The organism is Terasakiella sp. (assembly GCF_048267425.1).
In the GTDB taxonomy this organism is placed as follows: domain Bacteria; phylum Pseudomonadota; class Alphaproteobacteria; order Rhodospirillales; family Terasakiellaceae; genus Terasakiella.
The window spans coordinates 1-21,850 of sequence record NZ_JBLWXN010000006.1 but is presented as its reverse complement, the minus strand read 5'-3'; the positions used below and the strand labels follow the sequence as shown (position 1 = coordinate 21,850).

The following is a 21,850-nucleotide window of genomic DNA, read 5'->3' as shown; positions in this document are numbered from 1 at the left end:
AAGCTCTCGTTCTCATGGCGAGGGCTTTTTTGTATTTATGCACGATCCTCATTTTGTTTATAAAATTCCTATGTCTGCTTAAATCTCCTTGTTATAAAGGCGCCCCGCTTTCACAAGGATAAGAATTAATGCTCTCTGTCATCGAACGTCTTTCTTCTGAGTTATCTATTGCACTGCATCAAAGCGAGGCTGCGGTCCGCCTGTTGGATGAAGGGGCAAGTGTCCCGTTTATTGCGCGATATCGTAAAGAGGTGACGCACGGTCTGGATGATACCCAACTGCGGCAATTGGAAGAGCGTTTGCGTTATATGCGCGAGTTGGATGAGCGACGCGATGCCATTTTAAAAACGATTGATGAGCAAGGCAAGCTAAGCGATAGCTTAAAAAAGGAAATTGAAAAAGCTGATACCAAGGCCACGCTTGAAGATTTATATCTGCCTTACAAGAAAAAACGCCGTACAAAAGCACAGATCGCCCGTGAAGCGGGGTTGGAGCCTTTGGCGGATATGCTGTTTAACGATCCAGCGAAAATGCCTGAGGGGGAAGCCCAGGCGTTTGTGGCGATTGATAAAGGTATCGAAGATGTTAAGGCTGCCCTAGATGGGGCGCGCCAGATCTTGATGGAACGTTTTGCTGAAGACGCAGGTCTTATCAAACAGTTGCGCGATTATCTGTGGGAAGAGGGCAAGGTTGTTTCGCAAGTGATTGCCGGGAAAGAAAAAGAAGGCGCAAAGTTTTCCGATTATTTTGACTATAGTGAAGCGATTAACAAAATCCCGTCGCACCGGGCCTTGGCTCTTTTTCGTGGTCGCAATGAAGGGATCCTGAAAATTGCGTTGCTGTCAAACGAAGAGGATGCGAGCGATTGTATTGTAAAAGTTGCTCGTCATTTTGGAGTTCACGATAGCGGCAGGGCGGCAGATAAATGGCTTGGTGACTGTGTCCGTTGGGCGTGGAAGGTGAAACTTTCTCTCCATCTTGAAATGGATTTGCTGACCCAGTTGCGCGAACAATCCGAAGACGAAGCCATTATGGTTTTTGCGCGTAATTTACGTGATTTGTTGCTGGCCGCACCTGCCGGAACGCGTCCGACACTGGCCCTCGATCCCGGATTTCGAACCGGGGTGAAGGTTGCGGTTGTCGATGATACCGGGAAATTATGCGATACCGCGACGATCTATCCGCATGAACCCAAACGCCAATGGGATCAGTCGATCGAAATACTGGCACGCCTGTGTCGTGCACATAAGGTGGAATTGATCAGTATCGGGAATGGAACTGCCTCGCGTGAAACCGATAAACTGGCAGCAGACCTGATGAAACGTTATCCGGAATTGAAACTTACCAAGTTGGTGGTAAGCGAAGCGGGTGCCTCTGTTTATTCTGCATCTGAATATGGGGCGCAGGAATTCCCCAATCTGGATGTTTCCTTGCGTGGCGCCGTTTCCATTGGGCGGCGTTTACAGGACCCGTTGGCCGAACTGGTCAAAATAGATCCCAAATCCATTGGGGTCGGGCAATATCAACATGACGTGTCACAAGTTAAGTTAGGACGTATGCTAAATGGTGTGGTCGAAGACTGCGTAAACGGGGTTGGTGTTGACCTGAACACCGCTTCTGTGGCCTTGCTTAGCCGTGTTTCGGGACTTAACGAGGGGTTGGCGCAAAATATCGTACAGTACCGCGAAGAAAAGGGGCGTTTTAAAAACCGCAAAGAATTGAAAGATGTGTCCCGACTGGGGCCGAAAGCCTTTGAACAGGCCGCAGGGTTCTTGCGTATTTTAGGCGGGGACAACCCCTTGGATTGTTCCTCTGTTCACCCAGAGGCTTACCCGGTGGTGGAACGCATTATTGCAGAGGTCTCAAAATCCATTGATGACCTGATCGGTGATCGTGAAACCTTGTCCAGTTTGGATGCGCAAAATTTCACGGATGAACGTTTTGGCTTACCGACAGTGCGCGATATTCTGGCGGAACTGGAAAAGCCTGGCCGTGACCCCCGTCCTGAATTTCATACGGCAACCTTTCAAGAAGGGGTAGAAAAACCGTCAGATCTGAAAGAGGGGATGCGTCTGGAAGGTGTTGTAACCAACGTGACCAATTTTGGTGCCTTTGTGGACGTGGGGGTTCATCAGGATGGTTTGGTCCATATTTCTCAACTTGCAGATAAATTTGTGAAAGATCCACATGAGGTGGTGAAACCCGGTGATGTGGTGCAAGTGCGTGTTATGGAAGTGGATTTACCAAGAAATAGAATATCCCTTTCAATGAAACTACAAGAAGCGGTAAAAAATGACAAATATGCGTCAAATGACAAAAAAGCCGGTTCGCATCGTGTGAAAAATAAGGTACAGTCACCGCAAGATTCTACTACAAGGTTCAGCCGAAAAGATAATTTTGGGGCACAAGGTGACAATGCATTGGCTGCAGCCCTTGCAAAGGCTAAGTCTAAACTAAAATAGACCTTGTGAATAAGGTAAACCAGGGACAAATAAGACATAATGGCGATTGAAGAAACCGTTGTGAATTTAGATATCCTCGATCTGGCCCATGCTGGCTGGGCGATGAATCTTGTTCAGTCGGCGTCCAATCTGTTTACCATTTGTGTTGATGACCGTATTCAGTATATGAACCCGGCAGGATTGAAGTTGTTAGGCATCGATGTTGCAGAAGATGTCATCAATCAGGAATTTATAAATTTTATTCATAATGATTATAAAGAGTACCTCGCCTTTGGGTTAGAGGTGCTTGCCGAAGAAGATGATTTTATCCCTTTGAAGCTTACAACTTTGCAAGGGGATGAACTGGACGCCAAACTTTTAATCCATGAATTGCAGATTAAGGGCAAGGCGGCCTATATTGTCGAAGTTCAGGATATCACGGCCTATAAACGGGCGTCTGAAGCGGTGCGAGATCGTGAACACCGGATTAAAAGTATTTTGAATACGGTGAGCGAAGGCATTATTACCTTTGATTCTGAAGGAAAAGTCCAAACTTTCAATCCCGCGGCGGAGAAAGTGTTTGGATGTACGGCGAATGAGATCATCGGTCATCATGTTGTGGAATTGCTTCCTTATAATAAACATGAAAAATTTCGGCGCATTTTTGATCGTAAAGTTGCGCATGGCCGATCCAATTTGATGGGTAAGCCGATGGAGATTAACGGTTTTAATCGCACCAAAGGCAAGTTCCCGATGGAGATTACCATCTCCAGCATGCAAGTTGGACACGAACGTATTTTCACGGCTGTTTTGCGCGATATTACAGAACGTATTCAAACAGTTGAACGCATTCGTCATTTGGCGCACCACGACACGCTTACGGGGTTGCCAAACCGGCATTTGTTTACGGATCGCTTGCATCATGCCATCAAATTGTCTCATCGTTATGATCGTGCGCTTGTGCTGATGTTCATTGATCTGGATAAGTTCAAACCAATTAACGACACATTGGGCCATGAGGCCGGTGATGTGGTTTTAATCGAAGTTGCACAGCGATTTAGAAAAATTATTCGGGAGTCCGATACGGTTGCACGTATCGGTGGGGACGAATTCATTATCTTGTTGGAAGAACTCGACAGTGTTGATGTCGGTCCTGTCGTGGCGCAAAAAGTATTGGATTGTCTGGAAGAACCCATCATGGCTGGTGGACGGGAATGTACGTTGGGGGCCAGTGTTGGGCTGGCCTGTTATCCCGATGATACGATGGATGCGGAAGAATTGATGCGCTATGCGGATGAAGCCATGTATGCGGTGAAAACCAGTGGGCGCAATGGATATCGTCGCTATGATTCCAAGTTGTCTGTTTTAGGGACGTAGAACCTCTCGTATTTTCAGACTTTCTTTACGCTTATCTTTTAGGATAATATCTTTGAAATAGTTGCAGCTTTCAGGGTGAGGTTAGGCGTGTTTAAATTAATAAAAATGAAGTTGCGTTTTTTTTGCGCCGCTATGCTTTTGAGTATAGCCACCTGTAACGTAACAATGGCATCTGGCGAAAAGGCGTCTTTTTTTGGCTTGCAAATTCAGGGGATGACGCCAGCTATTGCGACTGCCTTGGGGCTAGATGACGCCAAAGGGGTAATGGTGCGTGATATTGCATTTCCGGGTCCGGCCAGTTTATCTGATATTCGCCGTGGGGATGTGATTGTGGAATTGGATGGAAAAAACGTTCAATCGGTTGACGAGATTACAGTGCGGGTCAAAGCCTTTAAACCGGGAATGAATATTCCTGTTAAGGTTTGGCGACGTGGCAAGACGATAGATGTTGATATCAAGTTGGGTGTTCTACCGGCAAGCTGGGCGATTGCGCGCAACAGTTTTTCAACAATCCCTGCCTTGGGTCTTACTTTTGCGTCTCTGACCGATAAAGTGCAGCAGCGTTTTGATGTGGCATGGAACACACGTGGGGTGGCTGTCTCACTCGTTGATAAAGAAAAAGCCGCAGGTTTGGACCTGAAAGTCGGGGATGTTGTGGTGCAGGTCAATCAGTCCGATGTCTGGACGCCCGCCCATATTGTCAGTTATTTCAAAAAGGCGCAGAAAGAAAATAAAGAAATGGTGGTTTTACTGGTTGCTCGCAACAACGGCTACCGTTTTGTTCTTTTGCCCGTTCCCGTATTAAATTAGGCCGCAAACTCATAAGCTTGCGGCCCTGTTTCAAAAAATGCTACTCATGCATCATCGGTGGGTCGAGGTCGTCGTACCAGTCATTTTCCGGTTTCGGATAACGACCAACCCATCCTTTGAGCATTTCAACATGTTCGCTTTCTTCTTCGGCAAATTCCTGAGCCATAGCGCAAACTTCCGGGTTGCTGCTTTCTTTGGCAATGCCGGCATAGAAGTCCCGTGCGCCTTTTTCGACCTTCATGGCCAGTTGCAGGACGTGATAGGGGGTCATTTTGTAATGGGTTTGAAAATGGTCAGCTGCTTCAGGGCTGTCTTTATCTTCCCATGCAAAATCCCAAGGGGCAATATGGGGAATAACCAAATCCTTGGCCCGTTCTTCCATTTCAGCGGCATGTTTGTCCGCATAGCCAGCCAAGACGCTGAAAAGTTCAGCGACCTCAGGATTATTGTGTACTTCCATTGCATCTGCAATTTCGCGGTAGCGTTCGCCCGCATCCGTTTCCATAGAGATGGAGTGCGCAAGAAGCTCTTCTACAGTTTTGATATTAAGTGACATGCTTGTCTTCCCCCTACTTCTGTCTTTCTTTTGCAATTGCTTCCTTCAAACCTTCTGGTGGAATGGCCCCCGGAATGATCTGATCTCCGATAATAAAGGCAGGCGTTCCTGTGATATTTAAACGCTGTGCAATGGCACGTGTAGAAAGGATTTCCGCACTGACGTCATCGCCTTGCATATCGGTTTTCAGGCGCTGAACATCCAGTCCAACGTCTTCTGCAATTTTGATGATTTTATCGGTGTTCAGGCGACCGCGAATAGTCATCAATGCTGTATGCATTTCAAAGTATTTGTCTTGTTTTTTTGCTGCCAATGCAGCACGGGCGGCAACTTCTGATTCAGGGCCAAGGATTGCAAATTCTTTCAAGACATAACGAATATTTTTATCGCTGTTGATCACCTCCATGACGCCGGGGAAGGCGCGTTTGCAATAACCACATTGGTAATCGAAAAATTCGATCATCGTCACATCGCCTTTGGGATTGCCGGCGATGGGTGTTAAGGGACCGTTTTCGATGGAATCTCCCAGGGACAACAGTGTTGCTTTTTGTGCTTTTTCTTTTTGCTCTTCCTGACGCTGTTGCAGGACGTTCATGGCTTCCATCAAAATTTCAGGGTTTGCCAATAAGGTTTCGCGCACCAGCTTGCGCACTTCGTCCTGTTGAGTGGTCGAAAGTTGATCTGCCGCGTTGGCTGGGGAGAAAACAATAAATGAAAGGAATAAAACAGTAAAAATGCGTAACATGAATTCGTGAACCTAATATTAGTTTTTCATTTTCCCATCATGGGCCAGTCAGGCACAAGAGGCAAGTAGACTTATCGTGAAAGCGTTATCTTTGAGAAGGTTATTCCGCCGATACCGGGCTGGTTATCGGCCCAAAAACCGACAAAGGTGATAAAGGTTTTTCCGGCATCGTCTTGTGGCCAGGCCATTCGGTAAATAATGGATAAGTCTGCCGCCTCGAAATACCATTGGTTCGTCTGTTCAATACCACCACGCTGCACATAATATTTCAGATTACCCATCGGATAGAGGGTTGCACGTTTTAAGGCCAAATCGTCAAACCCGATGGCCAGTAAACGATCATATGGGGGCAGCTTGTCTTTATTCCAGATGAATTGTTCTTGCGCAAGGGCAGGTGATTGCGCCGTTCCGCCATAAAAACCGATGAGTAAGCGAACAGGATGCCGCGTTCCGCTATGTTCGGATACGTTCCAGTACCAAGATAGATAGGGCGTTACGAGAAGGCGAGTATTTGTATATCGTGCCAGAATATAGTCTTGTTTGAAATTCTGGATATGAAGCCCTTGTTGCCCCTCTTTTTGGGTTTGAAAGATATGACGCACTTGTTTTTTTGAGGAAAAGATCTCGTCTTCGTCAAGACCGGACAGCGTCCAACCGCGTGGTCTGTGCCCTTTATAAAAACGTTCACGACCATCAAGAATATCTATCCGGCTGCCAGTTCCTATTTTATAGGGCTGTTCGTCATAAGAGGCCCTTTGTGTCATGCACCCATTTAGGACGAGACAAAGGGTCAGGAAACCGAATAAGGAGGGCAAGCGTGTCATTTGTTTTGTTTTTTCATTAGTCTTTCAGAGGCGAGGCGCAAATCTTGTGCTTGGATCCATTGCGAAGAACCTGTTTTAAATTCTTTTTCCGCACGCCCCGCCAGAAAAATAGCTTCTTTATAACGGCGTTGAAGATAGGCTTCTTCTGCCAGTGCAAGGGAGCTTTCGGCCATGCGATTGGCACGTCCATAGGCGATGCCCAGTTGACGCCATGTAAATGAGGATGTGTTGTCCTGTTTGATGGATTGTTCAAGCAGGTCAATAGCCTCCGGCAGATATTCATCTTTGCCGGACTCCTGATAGGCGCGCCCTAATGCGAGTAGGAGCAAGGGGTGCTTGGGTAATATCGCAACTGATTTTTTATAGGCTTCAATCGCATTTTCAATATCGCCGTTTTCAAAATAGATTTGACCCTTGAGTTCATAAAAATAAGGATCTTTCGGGTGTTCTGCGATCAAGCCGTCAATTTCCGCAATGGCTTTTTCATGTTGGTTGTCTTTGTGATAAGCCTGTGCACGCGCATAGCGAGCGGCAATTGAGGTATCGCTTGTCGGATATAAGCGAAAGGTATGGGTTGGGGATAAAAGATAAGAATCTAGTTTTGCACGCATGCGCGCGTGCAATTCAATGAATTCATCTGAAACCCGGATGTCACTCAGCGGAGATTTTGCAACATGTGCTGCCAGAAAGGTAATTCGTTCTGCGGTCAGAGGGTGTGTGCGGATATAGGGATTTTGTTGGGATGTAGAGCTTAATTCCGTTTTTTTCAGAATTTCAAAAAATTCCAACAGGCCGCGTGTCGATGTTTTGGTTTCATCCAGATAAGTGACGGCGGCTTGGTCGGCAGACGCTTCTTCGGTCCGGCTGTACTTCAGCAGTGATCGTGTGGCCATATCTTGTCCCCCCATGATAATCGCACTGCCTGCGCCGGGTTGTCCGGCAAGGATAGCTGCACCGCCTAAGATAAAGCCGAGAATGGATTCGGGGGAAGTCTCTTCCATTTTTTGACGAATACGTGATAAGTGTCCGCCTGCAATGTGCCCGGTCTCGTGCGCGATGACACCAATAACCTGCTCAGGGCTTTTGCTACGTTGTAATAGGCCGGTATGGATGAAAAGTTTTTGTCCATTGGCAACAAAAGCATTGAGTCGACTATCGTTTACCAGATAGATTTCAATGTTGTCGGCGCTGAGGCCGGCTGCCTCGAATATCGGTTTCGCAAACAGAGCAATCGTTCTTTCGATTTCTGCATCGCGCACAAAGGATATGGCGTGCGATTTGGAAACCGGGAATGTCACGCTCCACAGAACGACAAAGAAAAGTAATTTAATGGTTTTTCGCACGCTTTATCACCGTCTAAATCAAAAGGTCTTTATGGAAGCTAGCCTGACAACAGGGTTGCGTCAATTGGCGGCTTGCACTTTGATCGTCTCTTTAAGTGCGTGTAGTGCACTGGACAAACCCGAAGACAAAGGCAAAATAGGTTCTGTAAAGGGATATATCGGTGCAGTCGTTGCCGATGAACCGCGCGCGGCCCTTATCGGTCGCGATGTGTTGTCGGCCGGGGGGACGGCTGCGGATGCGGTCACGGCGATGTATTTTGCCTCGGCAGTGACCATGCCGTCTTCTGCCAGTCTTGGTGGGGGCGGGGTTTGCGTGATCCATGATCGTAAAGACAATAAAACCGAAGCCCTTGATTTTTTAAGCAAGGCGCCGCAATCGGTTCCTGCAGGGACGGTGCGTCCGGTTGGTGTCCCGATGAACGCGCGCGGGTTTTTCATTTTGCAATCCAAATATGGGGATTTGCGTTGGGCACAGTTGATCTCCCCGGCGGAAAATCTGGCCCGGTTTGGGACACAGGTGTCAAGGGCGCTAGCAGCAGAGTTGCGCCCTGTTGGCGAGGCACTTATTCGTGATAACGAAGCCGCACGGGTTTTTGCCAAAGAAGATGGAACACCGGTTCACGAGGGTGATTTTATTAAACAGTATGACTTGGCTGCGACCTTGACTGAAATTCGAACCAAGGGACCGGGGGCGTTATATGTCGGCACCTTTGCCAAGCGTTTTTTAGAGTCGGTTAAAAAAGCCGGCGGTTACCTGACAGCCGAAGATTTACGTGATGCGCTTCCTCAGTGGCGTGAAACGGTAAAAGGCTTGCCTTATAATTTCAGTGTTGCCCATTTTGCCCCACCGGCTGCGGCTGGCGGCGTTGTTGGCGCACAAATTTGGTCAATGTTGGCTGAAAACGGCGACTTTGCCTCTGCGGATGAAACAACACGCGCCCATCTTTTAGCAGAAGCATCTATGCGTGCATATGGAGAACGTGCAAGATGGGTCAGCCCGGATGGCCGTGCGCGTGAAGATGTCAATGCCTTGTTGACGCAGGATTACATCGAAAACCTGATGCAAGGCATGAGCATGGATCGTCATCAGCCTGCAAATACACTCCCCAATCCACCGCAAGTGACACCGGAAGCACCCTCTGCGCTGAGTTTGGTAGCTATTGACAGTTTTGGTACGGGGGTTGCCTGTAACGTCAGTATGAACAGCACGTTTGGTGTTGGGCGTATCGCCCCTCAAACAGGGGTTTTGTTGTCGGCGTTACCGGGACTAAATGGTCGGGGGCCGATGCCTTTGGGACCGATGTTAATTGTGAATGAAAATTCCAATGAAGTTTATTTTGCCGGTGCGGCTTCACGCGGCGTGACGGCACCGACACAGTTGGTCAATATTGCCGCGCGCACATTTATGGCAAAACAGACCATGCAAGAAGCCATGAGCCAACCGCGTACCCATCATGGCGGGGCACCGGATAAGGTCTTTTATGAAAGCAATCTGGACACAAATGTTGTGGGGAAATTGCAGACTTTGGGCTATGAACTTTCCGGTGTTGAAGGTGGGATTGGTATTGTAAATGCAATCGTTTGTCCCGGTGGCCTGCATGCAGAGCCGGAAAGCTGCCGTGCCATGAACGATCCACGCGGATACGGTTTGACAACAGGGGCGGAATAATGGCTTTAAAAATTTCAAAACGCGGCAGTGTTGCACCGTTTATTGTGATGGATGTGATGCGCGCTGCCAACGAACGGGAAGCACAGGGCGGGGACGTTATTCATCTGGAAGTCGGACAACCCAGCACAAGCGCACCGCGTGGCGTATTGGAAGCCACACAAAAAGCATTAATGTCTGATAAAGTCGGTTATACCGAGGCACTGGGCATTCCGGCTTTACGTGAACGGATCGCGCAATATTATAAAGAATATTACGATGTTAGTCTGGATGCGCGCCGCGTTGTTGTAACGACCGGGTCTTCAACCGGTTTTTTACTGGCTTTCTTATCGGCTTTTGAACAAGGGGATAAGGTGGGCTTAACGGCCCCCGGATACCCGGCTTATCGCAATATCTTAAAAGCGTTGGGGTTTGAAGCCATTGAAATTCCTGTTGGCCCGGATACTCATTTCCAGCCAACACCGCAAATGCTGGATGAGTTAGGCGTAGAACTGGATGGTCTGATTGTGGCAAGTCCGGGAAACCCTACAGGCAGCATGCTGTCGCGTGAAGATTTACAGGGATTGTGCCGCTATTGCGATGCCAAAGGGATCCGGTTTATTTCAGATGAGATTTATCACGGCATTACCTATGATCATCGTGCCGATACAGCCATTGAATTTAGTGAAGATGTTATTCTGATTAACAGTTTCTCGAAATATTTTTCCATGACAGGCTGGCGCTTGGGCTGGATGGTTGTGCCGGATAATATGGTTCGTGCCATTGAATGTCTGGCACAAAACCTGTTTATATCGGCGCCGACTTTATCGCAGTTCGGTGGCGTGGCTGCGTTTGATTGTCGCGAAGAATTGGATGCCAATGTTGCGCATTATGCCCGCAACCGGGAAATGTTGTTAAACGAACTCCCTCTGGCTGGTTTTGATAAATTGGCCCCGAGTGATGGCGCGTTTTATATCTATGCAGATGTGGCGCACCTGACGAATGATGCACAAGAGTTTTGCAAGACCATCTTGGCAAAGACGGGCGTTGCAACAACGCCCGGCGTCGATTTCGATTGTGCGCGTGGGAATCACTTTATGCGTTTTTCATATGCGGGCAGCTTTGAACATATGGTTGAAGCTGCGAAACGCTTGAAAGTGTTCCTCAAGTAACGTTTTTAATAATATGTTTTGAGGAACCGGGTTTATCTGCAAACCAATCGCAACGGCCCAGTTTGTTCTTGCTGAAAATTACAGTATGGTTGGCACAGTTAAAGGTGCCATTGAATTTACAGTGTTGGCAATGTTCACCTTCACCGCATTTTATTGTAACGGACATGGTCTTTTCATTCCTTTGAATTAAGTTTTATATGAAAAAACGTGTTTCTCTGAGCTTTCGTAATATAGCACAGTTTTTACCGAAATAAAGTGTTGAATTATTACCGAAGTATGAACAAAAAAGCCCGAAAGATCACTCTTTCGGGCTTTTTTTTGTATCAGGGGTAGCGGGCGTTAGCGGCTCCACCATCCTTTGCGTTTCGGTTTATCGTCAGCGATTTCCTGTTGGGAACCATCACTGTTTTTGACGATTACGCCTGTTGCGGCAATTGCGACAGTTTCAACCTTATTTTCAACAACTGCTTTTGGTTCTTCTGTTTTTACCGTATCAGCAGTCTTTGCCTTACGTGTTGTGCGACGTTTGGGTTTCTCTGATGGTGCTGTATCCGATACGCTCGCATCGGTTTCATTTCCATCCGTTTCAACCTTCTTCTTACGCGTGGTTGTGGTGCGTCGACGTGTTGTGGTTTTCCGCTTTGGCTTTTCCGCCTCTGCATTGGCCTCGGTTTCACTTGTCGCATCGTCTGACTTAGGCGTTTCAACAGGTGTATCAGCACTTTCGTCAGAAGAGGCCGGTGCGGTTTCCTCGTCTTTCTTTTTACGTGTTGTGCGCCGACGTACAGGCTTGCGTTTCGGCTTTTCTTCTTCCGCCTCTACGCTCAATGCTTCTGTATCCCCGGCCTCTGCAACGGCGGAGTCATCCTTTGAAGGGGAATTTTCCTCTGTTGCTTCAACAACAGAAACATCTGTTGTTTCGCGAGGTGTATCGTCATTACGACGACGGCGCATTCCGCGACGACGAGGACGACGGCGTGTTCTTTCTTCTTGCGTATCGTCGCTGGATGTCGTTTCGGTTTCGTTGTTTTCTGCGTCCTGAACGTCTTCTGAAGAATCTGCATCAGCGTCATCTTGTGAAGACTCGTTTTCATCAAAATCAGGATCATCCTCATTTGGACGGCGAGAACGACGACGACCACCGCGTTTACCGCGACGACGACGCTTGCGCGGTTTATCATCATCATTGTCGTCATCTGAATCGGTTTCCGTTTCGATTTCAGCAGGTTCTGTAACCTCTAAATCTTCGGAAACTTCTTCGCTGACCTGACCTTCATTCTTACGACGGCGCGGGCGACGGCGACGGCGACGTTTGCGTCCGTCATCGTCCTGTTCCTCGTCATTGCTATCAAGCACTTCACCGCGGATTTCATCCAAATGAGTGGAATCTTCCGGGCCAAGGGGGCGAACGCCGGCTTCTTGTGCGCTTTTGGCTTTGATCCGTTCCAGTTTATATTCAGGCGAAACAAGGCTATCGTCGCCCAAAAGCTGAACAGTCATTTGATAGCGTTCTTCAATACCCGCCAGTTGGTCGCGTTTTTGGTTAAGAATATAAAGCGCAACCTGTGTGGGCACATGAACGGTGATTTCATCGGAACGACGGCGAATGCCTTCTTCCTCAATCACGCGCAGAACATGAAGTACTGTTGATTCAAGGGAACGGCGAACCCCGGTTCCATGACAGAAATGGCAGGTTTCCGTGCTGGTTTCTGTGAAGCTGGGGCGCAAGCGTTGACGCGACAGTTCCAATAGGCCAAATGGACTGATCCGTCCGATCTGGATCCGTGCACGGTCGTTTTTCATGGCTTCTTTAATGCGGCGTTCGACCTGTGCCTGATTGCGTGAGATTTCCATATCAATGAAATCGACCACAATCAAACCGGCAAGATCGCGCAAACGTAAAGAACGTGCAATTTCGTCGGCGGCTTCCAAGTTGGTTTTCAGCGCTGTTTCTTCGATATTGCGTTCTTTGGTGGATCGACCGGAGTTCACGTCAATGGCGACGAGTGCCTCGGTCGGGTTGATCACAATGTAACCACCAGAAGGCAGTTGAACAATGGCACTGTGCATCGCATCCAGCTGGCCTTCCACCTGATAACGGTGATAAAGCGGGATTTGCAATTCATCACGATAAGGCTGAACCTTTTTCGCATGGCTGGGGATCAACATTTTCATGAAGTCCTTGGCTGTGCGATAGCCTTCTTCGCCTTCAACGAGTACTTCGTCAATATCGCGGCTGTACATGTCGCGGATTGAACGTTTGATCAGGTTGGCTTCTTCATAAATAAGCGAAGGTGCCTGACTTTGCAGGGTTACGTCACGGATATTGGACCATAGACGCATCAAATATTCAAAATCGCGTTTGATTTCTGCTTTTGAACGTTCCGCACCGGCTGTTCTGACGATAACGGCAGTCCCTTTGGGGATGCTGAGCTCAGATAAAACAGACTTAAGACGCTTGCGGTCTTTGACGTTGGAAATTTTACGGGAAATCCCACCGCCTTTATCCGTGTTGGGCATCAAGACGCAATAGCGGCCCGCAAGGGATAGGTACGTGGTTAAGGCTGCACCTTTATTGCCGCGCTCTTCCTTAACGACCTGCACCAGAATGATCTGGCGTTTTTTAATCACTTCCTGAATTTTATAGCGACGCTGATTGCGATAATGCGGTCGGATATGTTCGACCTGCTCGCTATCATCGGAACCTGACTCTTCGACCTCTGTTGCGGGCGAGGAGGCCGCATCCTCGTTATTTTCCTCAATATCGGCTTCAAATTCTTCACGATCCGATACAGGGATTTGATAATAATCCGGATGGATCTCGTTAAAAGCAAGAAATCCGTGTCGATTGCCACCGTATTCAACGAAGGCAGCTTGTAAGCTAGGCTCTACACGGGTGACTTTTGCGAGATATATGTTTCCTTTGAGCTGTTTACGGCTCGCCGATTCAAATTCCAGTTCTTCTAGTCGATTTCCATCGACAACGACGACCCGGGTCTCTTCCGGATGAGTCGCATCGATAAGCATGCGTTTGGTTGCCATTAGGCCTGTAACTCCGATATGCAGAAACCGTTCTTTTCGGGGAGCGCTTCTCAAAGCATGCTGAACCCGCCAATGTATTTCTGCGATAGTCTGTATTGAAATAAATGGTCGAAATGTCGGCGGCGCCCAATGCAGAACATAAAACGGACAGTTCCGTTTTATGTGATCTGGTCATGTGGTCTGCTCTTGCCGGCATGAAAACCTCGAAATTAAGTGTATAGTCGCTTTAGCACTTCGTTTCGCGCAAATTGAAAGTTGCGTCAAATCGGCGTGAACATCGGTCTTGCTTAAACCTTATTCCATTTTTGTGAGGATAAATTATTCCGAAAATGGAGCTTTTACAGACAGGAGTGCTTTTTCACGCGGTCGTTAACATAACGGTAGGAATTTAATTTCACAATGTCTTAATCGCGTCATTTATGATTTTCTTTACTTTTAACCTTATATGAATTTTTCATCACCCTCTTGCCGTCAGTTATGAAAATGAGGTAAATCATAGGAGTCGCACTTATATAATCCGTGTTTTTAATCTATTGTCGTCGAGCGAAGATGTCGAGCTATCGAACCATAAAGGTACCATTTTTCAAAACTTTATTGCTCTTTTGCTGTCTGTTAGGATTCGCAGATATCGCATTAGCGCAGGATGGCAGCATGCCTGTTGTACAAAGTGTGCGCGTCGGTCAACATCCCGACCATACCCGCTTTGTTATGGAAGTCAGCGATAATGTGGGCTTTAAGGTGACAACCTTGGCAGAGCCCTACCGGGTTGTTGTTGATTTTCCCGAATTGGGTTGGCAATTGCCTGAAGGGTTCAACCCCCGTATGTACGGGGCGTTAAGCGGTTTTCGCTACGGCCTGTTTAAAACGGGAACGTCACGGATTGTGCTGGATGCAAATGCACCTGTGAAAATCAAGCAAACCTTGATGTTGGCTCCGCGTGGGCAGGTCCGAAATTGGCGCTTTGTCATGGATTTGGTGCCAACGGATCATTCAACATTTATGGCCTTGATGAAGCCTGCGGTTTATCCCGATCAAGTGGCCTCTACACCAACGCCGACAGTTGTTGAAAATCGTGCCCATGTGCAGCAAGCGCGTGTGCCTGCAATTTTACCACCATCCAAACCTGCCAAGAAAAGCAAACATGTGGTGGTTATTGACGCCGGGCATGGCGGCGTTGATCCGGGTGCGCGTGGTGTAAGCGGGGCGTACGAAAAACATATCACTTTGGCAATCGCACGCCAGTTACGCGACACGTTGCAAAAAACAGGGCGATACAAGGTGGTGTTGACCCGTGACCGTGATGTTTTTATCCCTTTGCGTGAACGAACCGCGATTGCACGCCGGGCCGGTGCTGATTTGTTTTTATCGTTACATGCCGATACGTTTCGCGATAAATCGGTTCGCGGGGCATCCGTTTATACCTTGTCTGAAAGGGCCTCTTCCAAGGAAGCACAAGCCTTGGCGGAGCGCGAAAACAAGGCGGATTTAATTGCAGGGGTGGACCTGTCATCCACGACGGATGATTTAAGCTTTATTTTGCTGGATATGGCACAACGCGATACGAAAAACCAATCTTCGCGCTTTGCTGAAACCTTGGTGAAAGATATCTCCTTGTCCGGTCATGTGTTACGTAATCCGCACCGTTTTGCCGGATTTGCTGTGTTGAAAGCACCGGATGTGCCTGCCGTTTTGATCGAACTCGGATTCTTGTCAAACAAGTATGATGAACGGGCGTTGCGGTCCAAAAAACATCGTGCGAAACTGGCTGATGCGATTAAAACGTCAATCAATCGGTACTTTAACCGGGTTGAAGAAGCCAATCGTTTATAAAAATCAAGACATTTAGTCCCGAGCGGTTATACTGCCGTCCTTTTGTTGTTGGATTGTTTGGTTAAGACTTGTGAAAATATTAAAAATCATCACTGGATTATTGGCGGTTTGTCTGTTTTTTGCCCTTTTGGGCGCGGGGGCCGTTTTGTATGGTTTTTACCATTTTGGCAAAGGCTTGCCCGATTATACCCAGCTTAAGGATTACGAACCGCCGGTGATGACCCGTGTGCATGCCGGTGATGGTCAGTTGATGGCGGAATATGCCATTGAAAACCGTGTTTTCGTGCCGATCAAAGCCATTCCGTTGCGGGTGTCTCGTGCGTTTTTAGCGGCAGAAGACAAAAATTTTTATGATCATATTGGTGTTGATCCGATGGGGGTCGCACGCGCAATCGTTACGAACCTTCGCAATGTCGGGTCCGGGCGGCGACTGGTGGGGGCATCCACGATTACCCAGCAAGTCGCGAAAAACTTTTTGCTGACAAATGAAGTATCATATGTGCGCAAAATTAAGGAAGCGATCCTTGCCTTGCGTATCGAAAAAGCCCTGAGCAAAGACCGTATTCTTGAACTGTACCTCAATGAAATCTATCTGGGGTATGGGTCTTACGGGGTGGCGGCTGCGGCGTTAAACTATTTCAACAAATCTTTAGGGGATTTGTCGATTGAAGAAATAGCCTATCTGGCAGCCCTACCCAAAGCGCCCAATAACTACCATCCCATTCGTAAAACCCAAAAGGCGATTGAACGACGCAATTGGGTGATTGAACGTATGGCGATTGAAGGTTTGATCAGTCAAGCTGAGGCAGATCAAGCGAAAAAACGACCTTTAAAAGTTGCATCGCGTTCTGAAACAGAATTTGTCAATGCGCCTTACTTTGCCGAGGAAGTCCGCCGTGAACTCGTGGATATGTACGGGGAAAACAAGCTTTATAAAGGCGGGTTGTCCGTACATACGACATTGGACCCTGATCTTCAGAGTGTGGCCCAACGGGTGTTGCAAGACGGTCTGGAAACTTATGACCGACGGCATGGCTGGCGCGGTCCGGTAACTCGGGTGGAAAATATCCTGTCGTGGGAACAGCAGTTATCCGATTTAACAGCGCCTAAAGGGGCACCTGCGGACTGGCAACTCGGTGTCGTGCTGAAAGTTCATGACAAAAGTGCAGATGTCGGCTTTGTTGGCGGCAATCAGGGAACGGTTCCTTTAGAAGAAATGAAATGGGCGCGCCCGTGGATTGAAGGACAAAAACTTGGCCCACGGGTTTCTCGCGCCTCCGATGTTCTTAAGCTGGGTGATGTCGTCTGGGTTAAACCTGTTTTTGCGCAAAAAGAGGGCGAAGAAAAACACATTCAGCATTATGCGTTGCGCCAAATCCCCGGTGTGCAGGGCGGCATTGTCGCAATGGACCCGCATACAGGGCGTGTGCTGGCAATGGTCGGGGGCTATTCATATGAACGCAGCCAGTTTAACCGTGTAACCCAAGCCAACCGCCAACCCGGTTCCGCCTTTAAACCGTTTGTCTATCTGGCGGCATTGGATGAAGGCTATACGCCATCCACGCTGATTCTGGATGCGCCGTTTGTTCTGGATCAAGGGCCGGGGCAGCCGAAATGGCGCCCTGATAACTACAGTAATAAATTTTACGGTCCGTCAACCATGCGTCTGGGTGTTGAAAAATCACGAAACTTGATGACGGTGCGTCTTGCGCAGACATTAGGCATGGAAAAAGTTGCAGAATATGCCAAACGTTTCGACATTACCCCCAACTTACAAGAAACGTTGTCAATGGCGCTGGGGGCAGGGGAAACGAAGCTGATCAACCTGGCTGCGGCTTACGGGATGTTGGTAAACGGTGGCAAGCGGATCATGCCGACCTTGATTGACCGCATTCAAAACCGGGATGGGATTACGGTTTTCAAACATGATACGCGCGATTGTACCGATTGTATGGCGATGCAGTGGCAGGGCGATGAAGCCGTCCCGCAAATCATTGATAACCGTGAAAGTGTGACCTCACCGGAAAGTGCTTATCAGATCGTGTCTATTCTGGAAGGCGTGGTCAAGCGCGGTACCGGGCGGCGTGTCGCCGCCGTGGGTAAACCGCTTGCTGGTAAAACCGGGACAACCAACGAGGAACGCGACAGCTGGTTTATGGGCTTTAGCCCCGACCTTGTCACGGGTGTGTTTGTTGGTTTTGATACTCCCATTCCTTTGGGGAGACGCGAAACAGGTTCAAGTGTCGCCGCACCTATTTTCCGTGATTTTATGAAGGAAGCTTTGGCGGATAAACCGGCAACACCGTTTCGTATCCCGGACGGGGTACGGATGGTTCGTGTCAATGCGCGTACCGGGCAGGATGCGAAAATTGGCGATCAAAATGTTATTTGGGAAGCCTTTAAACAAGGGACATCGCCCAGCCAAAGCAATCGCGTTTTGGAAGGGCAAAGTGATGAGATTATCACGCCGGGCGATGTGGACACAGGCGGTGGTCTATATTGACCGCAAGCTTATTACAGTTTAAATAGCGTCCCATCAGATTATTCTTTTCTTTAGGAAAATATCCATGCGTGCCGAAGTCGAAACTCAGGTCGAAAAAATCCGCAAATCTCTTACCTTGTTGCGCAAGCATCTGGATTACGACAATGCTGTGCGACGTCTGGAAGAGCTGAATGCATTGAGCGAAGATCCAAACCTTTGGAACGATCCGCAAAAAGCACAAGAACTGATGAAGGAACGCACACGTCTTGAAAATGGCATCAAGGCGCTGGAAGAGTCCGAACAGGAACTTGCCGATAATATCGAATTGATCGAAATGGGCGAGATGGAAGATGATGCCGATACGGTAACAGAGGCAGAAGAGGCTCTGGTCGTCTTACAGGAACGCGCTGCCAAGGAAGAGATCGAAACTTTGTTGTCCGGTGAGGCCGATGCCAACAACTGTTTCCTTGAGATCAATTCCGGTGCCGGTGGGACCGAGGCGTGCGATTGGGCAAATATCATGTTGCGCATGTACACGCGTTGGGCAGACCAACACGGATGCAAGGTTGAATATATCGAAGAAACACCGGGTGAAGAAGCCGGCATTAAATCCACAACTATTAAAATTTCTGGTCACAATGCTTATGGTTGGTTAAAGACGGAAAGTGGTGTTCACCGTTTGGTGCGCATTTCACCGTTTGACAGCTCTGCACGCCGACATACAAGTTTTTCTTCTGTCTGGGTCTATCCTGAAGTTGACGACAATATCGAGATTGAAATCGAAGAAAAAGACCTGCGCATTGATACCTACCGCGCCTCCGGTGCCGGTGGGCAGCACGTTAACAAAACGGACTCAGCCATTCGGATCACACATATTCCGACCGGGATTGTCGTGCAGTGTCAGAATGACCGTTCGCAACATAAAAACCGTGCAGCCGCTTATAAAATGCTGCGTGCGCGCCTATATGAAGCAGAACTGCAAAAACGTGAGGCTGAAAGTCAGGCCGAACATGATGCAAAAACGGAAATTGGGTGGGGCCATCAGATCCGCTCTTATGTCCTGCAACCCTATCAGATGATCAAGGATTTGCGCACAGGCGTGGAAACTTCCAATTCCCAAGCTGTTTTGGATGGGGACCTTGATCAATTTATGGCGGCGGCCCTTGCCAGCCGGATTAAAGGATCGGATGACGAGTAAGTGACATGACAAAATCAAAGGCACAGATATTTTACGATCTTCACCATAAAGGCGTGCCTTTTATTTTGCCGAACGCATGGGACGCTGGCAGTGCGAAAATGATTGCTCGCGCTGGCTTTCCCGCAGTTGCGACGACAAGCGCGGGGATTGCCTATTCCCACGGCTTGCCAGATGGTAATAATCTTGATCCCGATTTAATGTTTGCAGCTGTTGAACGCATCGTGCGCGCCGTTGCTGTCCCGGTCACGATGGATATGGAAACCGGGTACGGCGATATCACAAAAACAGTCAACCGGATTATTGAAATCGGGGCCGTTGGTGCGAATTTGGAAGATGCCAAAGGTGGAGCGGTCGATGATTTGTTCCCACTTGATGTGGCGGTTCAGGCCGTAGAAACAGCGAAAAAGGCAGTAGGTGACCGGGTATTCGTCTTAAATGCACGTTGCGATACATACTTAACGGGGCAGTCAGATGCCTTGGATCAAGCTGTTCTGCGCGGACGAGCTTATGCAGAAGCCGGTGCGGACTGCGTCTTTATCCCCGGTGTGGTGGACCATGATGAAATCCGCACATTGGTGAACGAGATCAAAGCCCCCATCAATATTCTGGGCGGTGTCTCTGCAACACCTTTGTCTTTAAAAAACTATACAGATTTAGGTGTAAACCGCATCACAACGGGCGGATCGCTGATGCGCGCAACCTACGGCCACCTGAACCGCACCCTTGCGCAGTTGCACGATGAAGGCTCGTTCACTTACGCCTGCGACGCGATCCCGGATGCGATGATCAACGACTGGATGTCTTAAATATAAAAGAGATGAAGCAATCTTAAGGTTTATCTTGAAGGTTGCGGGGAGCTTTTTCACTCGTTAAATCAAACTCCTGTTCAATTTTAGCTAATTCGGGATGTGGCAATGTGCCGTCTTTATGGGCTAGGAACTCCATTAAGGTCATAGAAATTGCTTTTTTAAGAAAGCTAAATATTACAATAGCTAACCCTCCTTCAATTTTTCTTCTGTCAATATCTGTAAGCATTTTCTCATCTGCACAAATAATGCGTGCTGACTTTTTAGTCCCAATATTTACACACATTGAAATGTTTTTGTCTATTTGCATAAATGTGATGACAATTGCTTTTGGGTAACCAAACCGATCTAGTAAATTTTGGTCTTGGTTCGCAAAAATAGAAACGTTTTTAGTGTCAGGCATAGGTTCGTCATTTTTGAGCCAAATGCCTTTAAATATTTCGCGAGAATAAGGGCTTTGTAAAACTTTATCTCCCCAAATGCAGAAAGAGAGACCTCTTGCCAGTTTGGACAAGAAGCGTATATCGAACCGTCCGTAGTGTCTGATTTGACATTGCACCTTTTCATTTTGATTAAATGCATAATTATCTAACCATTGGATTTCGGTTTTTTCATGTTCGTTTGGAGGGCGAAGACCAATTTTTGAGATTTCAAAACCATCAATTTGACCAGCTAGTATTTTATCAACTTTTCTGCCTGAAAAAGCATGTTTGAAACTATAAAGCATTGCGTGTGCATTGCTTTCACTTTTTTTGGACATAAAGAAATAAGCCCTTGTATTTGCATCTTTAGTCGTTCTTGGGTTACCACCTACGTACCCAAATAATCGTTCATCATCTGGTCTTATCCAAAAAATGCTTTCGTGGTTTGGGCCGAGATAATATTCACAGATTTCATCTGTTTGAAGAAATGGTGCTTTTTCTTTTAGGATTCCGATACAGATTAAGGGGATTTCTTTAAAACCATCTTGAATTTTGTCTGTTGGGTAAATGGCGTGTAGCCAATTGGAAATGAACCAGTTTTTTTCAAAACTGGCATCAACGAATAGTCCTAGGTTATTATTGCATGTTTCACAAACTCGTTGCGTCTTAAATCTATCTGGGACTTGTGCTCCACCAAGAGATTTCGGGATTACATGTTCAGATGAAAAGTTTTTGTCACCCTTTTCTTCCTCGCAATAAATACATACCAGCATCTAATGGTCCTTAATTAAATTTTTACAATTAAGAGTGAGGCGACCTAATATTTGCCCATTTTGATACGGTGAATGTCAGATCGAGTGCGATTAATGAATTCTTTTATAATGATCTCTCGATAATTCCTAGAATGATTTTGAGTAAGAAATCTGATTGAAAGAATCTTATCTTTTTAGATAAAATCCTGAGTTCAGTTCGGGGGGAGTTCAGTTCCAGTTCCACAGTTCGGGGCCACAGTTCGGGGGCCAGTTCGGGGGACAGTTACCGAATTACTTGCCTAAGCTTTTCATACCTCTTTCAGAAAATGAAGGAGAGCACTATGGCACGTTTAGCGCGCGTAACAATACCGAATTTACCTCATCATATAACCCAACGAGGAAACA

Annotated in this window: 16 protein-coding genes; 9 read left to right on the top strand and 7 right to left on the bottom strand. The window is 47.6% G+C overall.

All coding sequences use genetic code 11. The features are described from left to right. Positions 1-128: 128 nt before the first annotated feature. The 3 genes from ACN0VA_RS10685 (at position 129) to ACN0VA_RS10675 (ending at position 4,628) form a co-directional block, all read left to right on the top strand. Positions 129-2,462 (top strand): Tex family protein, encoded by a 2,334-nt coding sequence (locus ACN0VA_RS10685; RefSeq protein WP_417821139.1) that lies wholly within the window; start codon positions 129-131, stop codon positions 2,460-2,462. Positions 2,463-2,501: 39 nt separating this feature from the next. Beyond that, on the top strand, positions 2,502-3,818 hold the full coding sequence (locus tag ACN0VA_RS10680; RefSeq protein WP_417821138.1) for a diguanylate cyclase domain-containing protein: 1,317 nt from the start codon (positions 2,502-2,504) through the stop codon (positions 3,816-3,818). Positions 3,819-3,950: 132 nt separating this feature from the next. After that, positions 3,951-4,628 carry a PDZ domain-containing protein gene (locus ACN0VA_RS10675; protein WP_417821137.1) on the top strand — a complete coding sequence of 226 codons (678 nt, stop codon included), beginning with the start codon at positions 3,951-3,953 and terminating at the stop codon, positions 4,626-4,628. A 40-nt stretch (positions 4,629-4,668) separates the two neighbouring features. On the opposite strand, the gene ACN0VA_RS10670 is transcribed toward ACN0VA_RS10675, so the two are convergent. The 4 genes from ACN0VA_RS10670 to ACN0VA_RS10655 form a co-directional block, all read right to left on the bottom strand. Beyond that, complete coding sequence (locus ACN0VA_RS10670) at positions 4,669-5,184, bottom strand: ferritin-like domain-containing protein (RefSeq protein ID WP_417821136.1); 516 nt, start codon at positions 5,182-5,184, stop codon at positions 4,669-4,671. A 13-nt stretch (positions 5,185-5,197) separates the two neighbouring features. Beyond that, positions 5,198-5,929 (bottom strand): DsbA family protein, encoded by a 732-nt coding sequence (locus ACN0VA_RS10665; protein ID WP_417821135.1) that lies wholly within the window; start codon positions 5,927-5,929, stop codon positions 5,198-5,200. Between the two features lie 71 nt (positions 5,930-6,000). After that, positions 6,001-6,693, bottom strand: coding sequence for a hypothetical protein (locus tag ACN0VA_RS10660; protein ID WP_417821134.1), 693 nt, complete (start codon positions 6,691-6,693; stop codon positions 6,001-6,003). Between the two features lie 56 nt (positions 6,694-6,749). Then, positions 6,750-8,096: a M48 family metalloprotease gene (locus ACN0VA_RS10655; RefSeq protein ID WP_417821133.1), complete on the bottom strand. Its 1,347-nt coding sequence runs from the start codon at positions 8,094-8,096 to the stop codon at positions 6,750-6,752. Between ACN0VA_RS10655 and ACN0VA_RS10650 the strand changes: the two genes are divergently transcribed. Continuing rightward, on the top strand, positions 8,083-9,765 hold the full coding sequence (locus ACN0VA_RS10650; RefSeq protein ID WP_417821132.1) for a gamma-glutamyltransferase: 1,683 nt from the start codon (positions 8,083-8,085) through the stop codon (positions 9,763-9,765). The genes ACN0VA_RS10655 and ACN0VA_RS10650 overlap by 14 nt on opposite strands. Next, positions 9,765-10,913: a pyridoxal phosphate-dependent aminotransferase gene (locus ACN0VA_RS10645; RefSeq protein WP_417821131.1), complete on the top strand. Its 1,149-nt coding sequence runs from the start codon at positions 9,765-9,767 to the stop codon at positions 10,911-10,913. The genes ACN0VA_RS10650 and ACN0VA_RS10645 overlap by 1 nt, the downstream gene beginning before the upstream one ends. Here the strand turns inward: ACN0VA_RS10645 and ACN0VA_RS10640 are convergent. Together ACN0VA_RS10640 and ACN0VA_RS10635 are read right to left on the bottom strand one after the other, a co-directional pair. Next, on the bottom strand, positions 10,906-11,079 hold the full coding sequence (locus tag ACN0VA_RS10640; protein ID WP_417821130.1) for a hypothetical protein: 174 nt from the start codon (positions 11,077-11,079) through the stop codon (positions 10,906-10,908). The genes ACN0VA_RS10645 and ACN0VA_RS10640 overlap by 8 nt on opposite strands. A 173-nt stretch (positions 11,080-11,252) precedes the next feature. After that, positions 11,253-13,955, bottom strand: a complete 2,703-nt coding sequence (locus tag ACN0VA_RS10635; protein ID WP_417821129.1) for an Rne/Rng family ribonuclease — start codon at positions 13,953-13,955, stop codon at positions 11,253-11,255. 651 nt (positions 13,956-14,606) lie between these two features. Here ACN0VA_RS10635 and ACN0VA_RS10630 point away from each other — a divergent pair. The 4 genes from ACN0VA_RS10630 to ACN0VA_RS10615 all read left to right on the top strand — a co-directional run bounded on the left by ACN0VA_RS10630 (position 14,607) and on the right by ACN0VA_RS10615 (position 20,271). After that, positions 14,607-15,785, top strand: coding sequence for an N-acetylmuramoyl-L-alanine amidase (locus tag ACN0VA_RS10630; RefSeq protein WP_417821128.1), 1,179 nt, complete (start codon positions 14,607-14,609; stop codon positions 15,783-15,785). A gap of 70 nt (positions 15,786-15,855) precedes the next feature. Then, on the top strand, positions 15,856-18,288 hold the full coding sequence (locus ACN0VA_RS10625) for a penicillin-binding protein 1A (protein ID WP_417821127.1): 2,433 nt from the start codon (positions 15,856-15,858) through the stop codon (positions 18,286-18,288). A 64-nt stretch (positions 18,289-18,352) separates the two neighbouring features. Next, positions 18,353-19,465 carry a peptide chain release factor 2 gene (gene prfB / locus ACN0VA_RS10620; protein ID WP_417821126.1) on the top strand — a complete coding sequence of 371 codons (1,113 nt, stop codon included), beginning with the start codon at positions 18,353-18,355 and terminating at the stop codon, positions 19,463-19,465. 5 nt (positions 19,466-19,470) lie between these two features. Then, a complete protein-coding gene (locus tag ACN0VA_RS10615; RefSeq protein WP_417821125.1) occupies positions 19,471-20,271 on the top strand; it encodes an isocitrate lyase/PEP mutase family protein in 801 nt (266 codons plus the stop codon). Positions 20,272-20,293: 22 nt separating this feature from the next. Here ACN0VA_RS10615 and ACN0VA_RS10610 read toward each other — a convergent pair whose 3' ends face one another. Next, entirely contained in the window at positions 20,294-21,466 is a 1,173-nt protein-coding gene (locus tag ACN0VA_RS10610; protein WP_417821124.1) for an HNH endonuclease, read from the bottom strand. Positions 21,467-21,850: the final 384 nt, after the last annotated feature.

Coding starts and splice junctions, on each gene's coding strand:
- ACN0VA_RS10685 (WP_417821139.1), top strand. CDS start 129: ATGCTCTCTGTCATCGAACGTCTTTCTTCTGAGTTATCTATTGCACTG.
- ACN0VA_RS10680 (WP_417821138.1), top strand. CDS start 2,502: ATGGCGATTGAAGAAACCGTTGTGAATTTAGATATCCTCGATCTGGCC.
- ACN0VA_RS10675 (WP_417821137.1), top strand. CDS start 3,951: ATGCTTTTGAGTATAGCCACCTGTAACGTAACAATGGCATCTGGCGAA.
- ACN0VA_RS10670 (WP_417821136.1), bottom strand. CDS start 5,184: ATGTCACTTAATATCAAAACTGTAGAAGAGCTTCTTGCGCACTCCATC.
- ACN0VA_RS10665 (WP_417821135.1), bottom strand. CDS start 5,929: ATGTTACGCATTTTTACTGTTTTATTCCTTTCATTTATTGTTTTCTCC.
- ACN0VA_RS10660 (WP_417821134.1), bottom strand. CDS start 6,693: ATGACACAAAGGGCCTCTTATGACGAACAGCCCTATAAAATAGGAACT.
- ACN0VA_RS10650 (WP_417821132.1), top strand. CDS start 8,083: ATGGTTTTTCGCACGCTTTATCACCGTCTAAATCAAAAGGTCTTTATG.
- ACN0VA_RS10645 (WP_417821131.1), top strand. CDS start 9,765: ATGGCTTTAAAAATTTCAAAACGCGGCAGTGTTGCACCGTTTATTGTG.
- ACN0VA_RS10640 (WP_417821130.1), bottom strand. CDS start 11,079: ATGTCCGTTACAATAAAATGCGGTGAAGGTGAACATTGCCAACACTGT.
- ACN0VA_RS10635 (WP_417821129.1), bottom strand. CDS start 13,955: ATGGCAACCAAACGCATGCTTATCGATGCGACTCATCCGGAAGAGACC.
- ACN0VA_RS10630 (WP_417821128.1), top strand. CDS start 14,607: ATGCCTGTTGTACAAAGTGTGCGCGTCGGTCAACATCCCGACCATACC.
- prfB (WP_417821126.1), top strand. CDS start 18,353: ATGCGTGCCGAAGTCGAAACTCAGGTCGAAAAAATCCGCAAATCTCTT.
- ACN0VA_RS10615 (WP_417821125.1), top strand. CDS start 19,471: ATGACAAAATCAAAGGCACAGATATTTTACGATCTTCACCATAAAGGC.
- ACN0VA_RS10610 (WP_417821124.1), bottom strand. CDS start 21,466: ATGCTGGTATGTATTTATTGCGAGGAAGAAAAGGGTGACAAAAACTTT.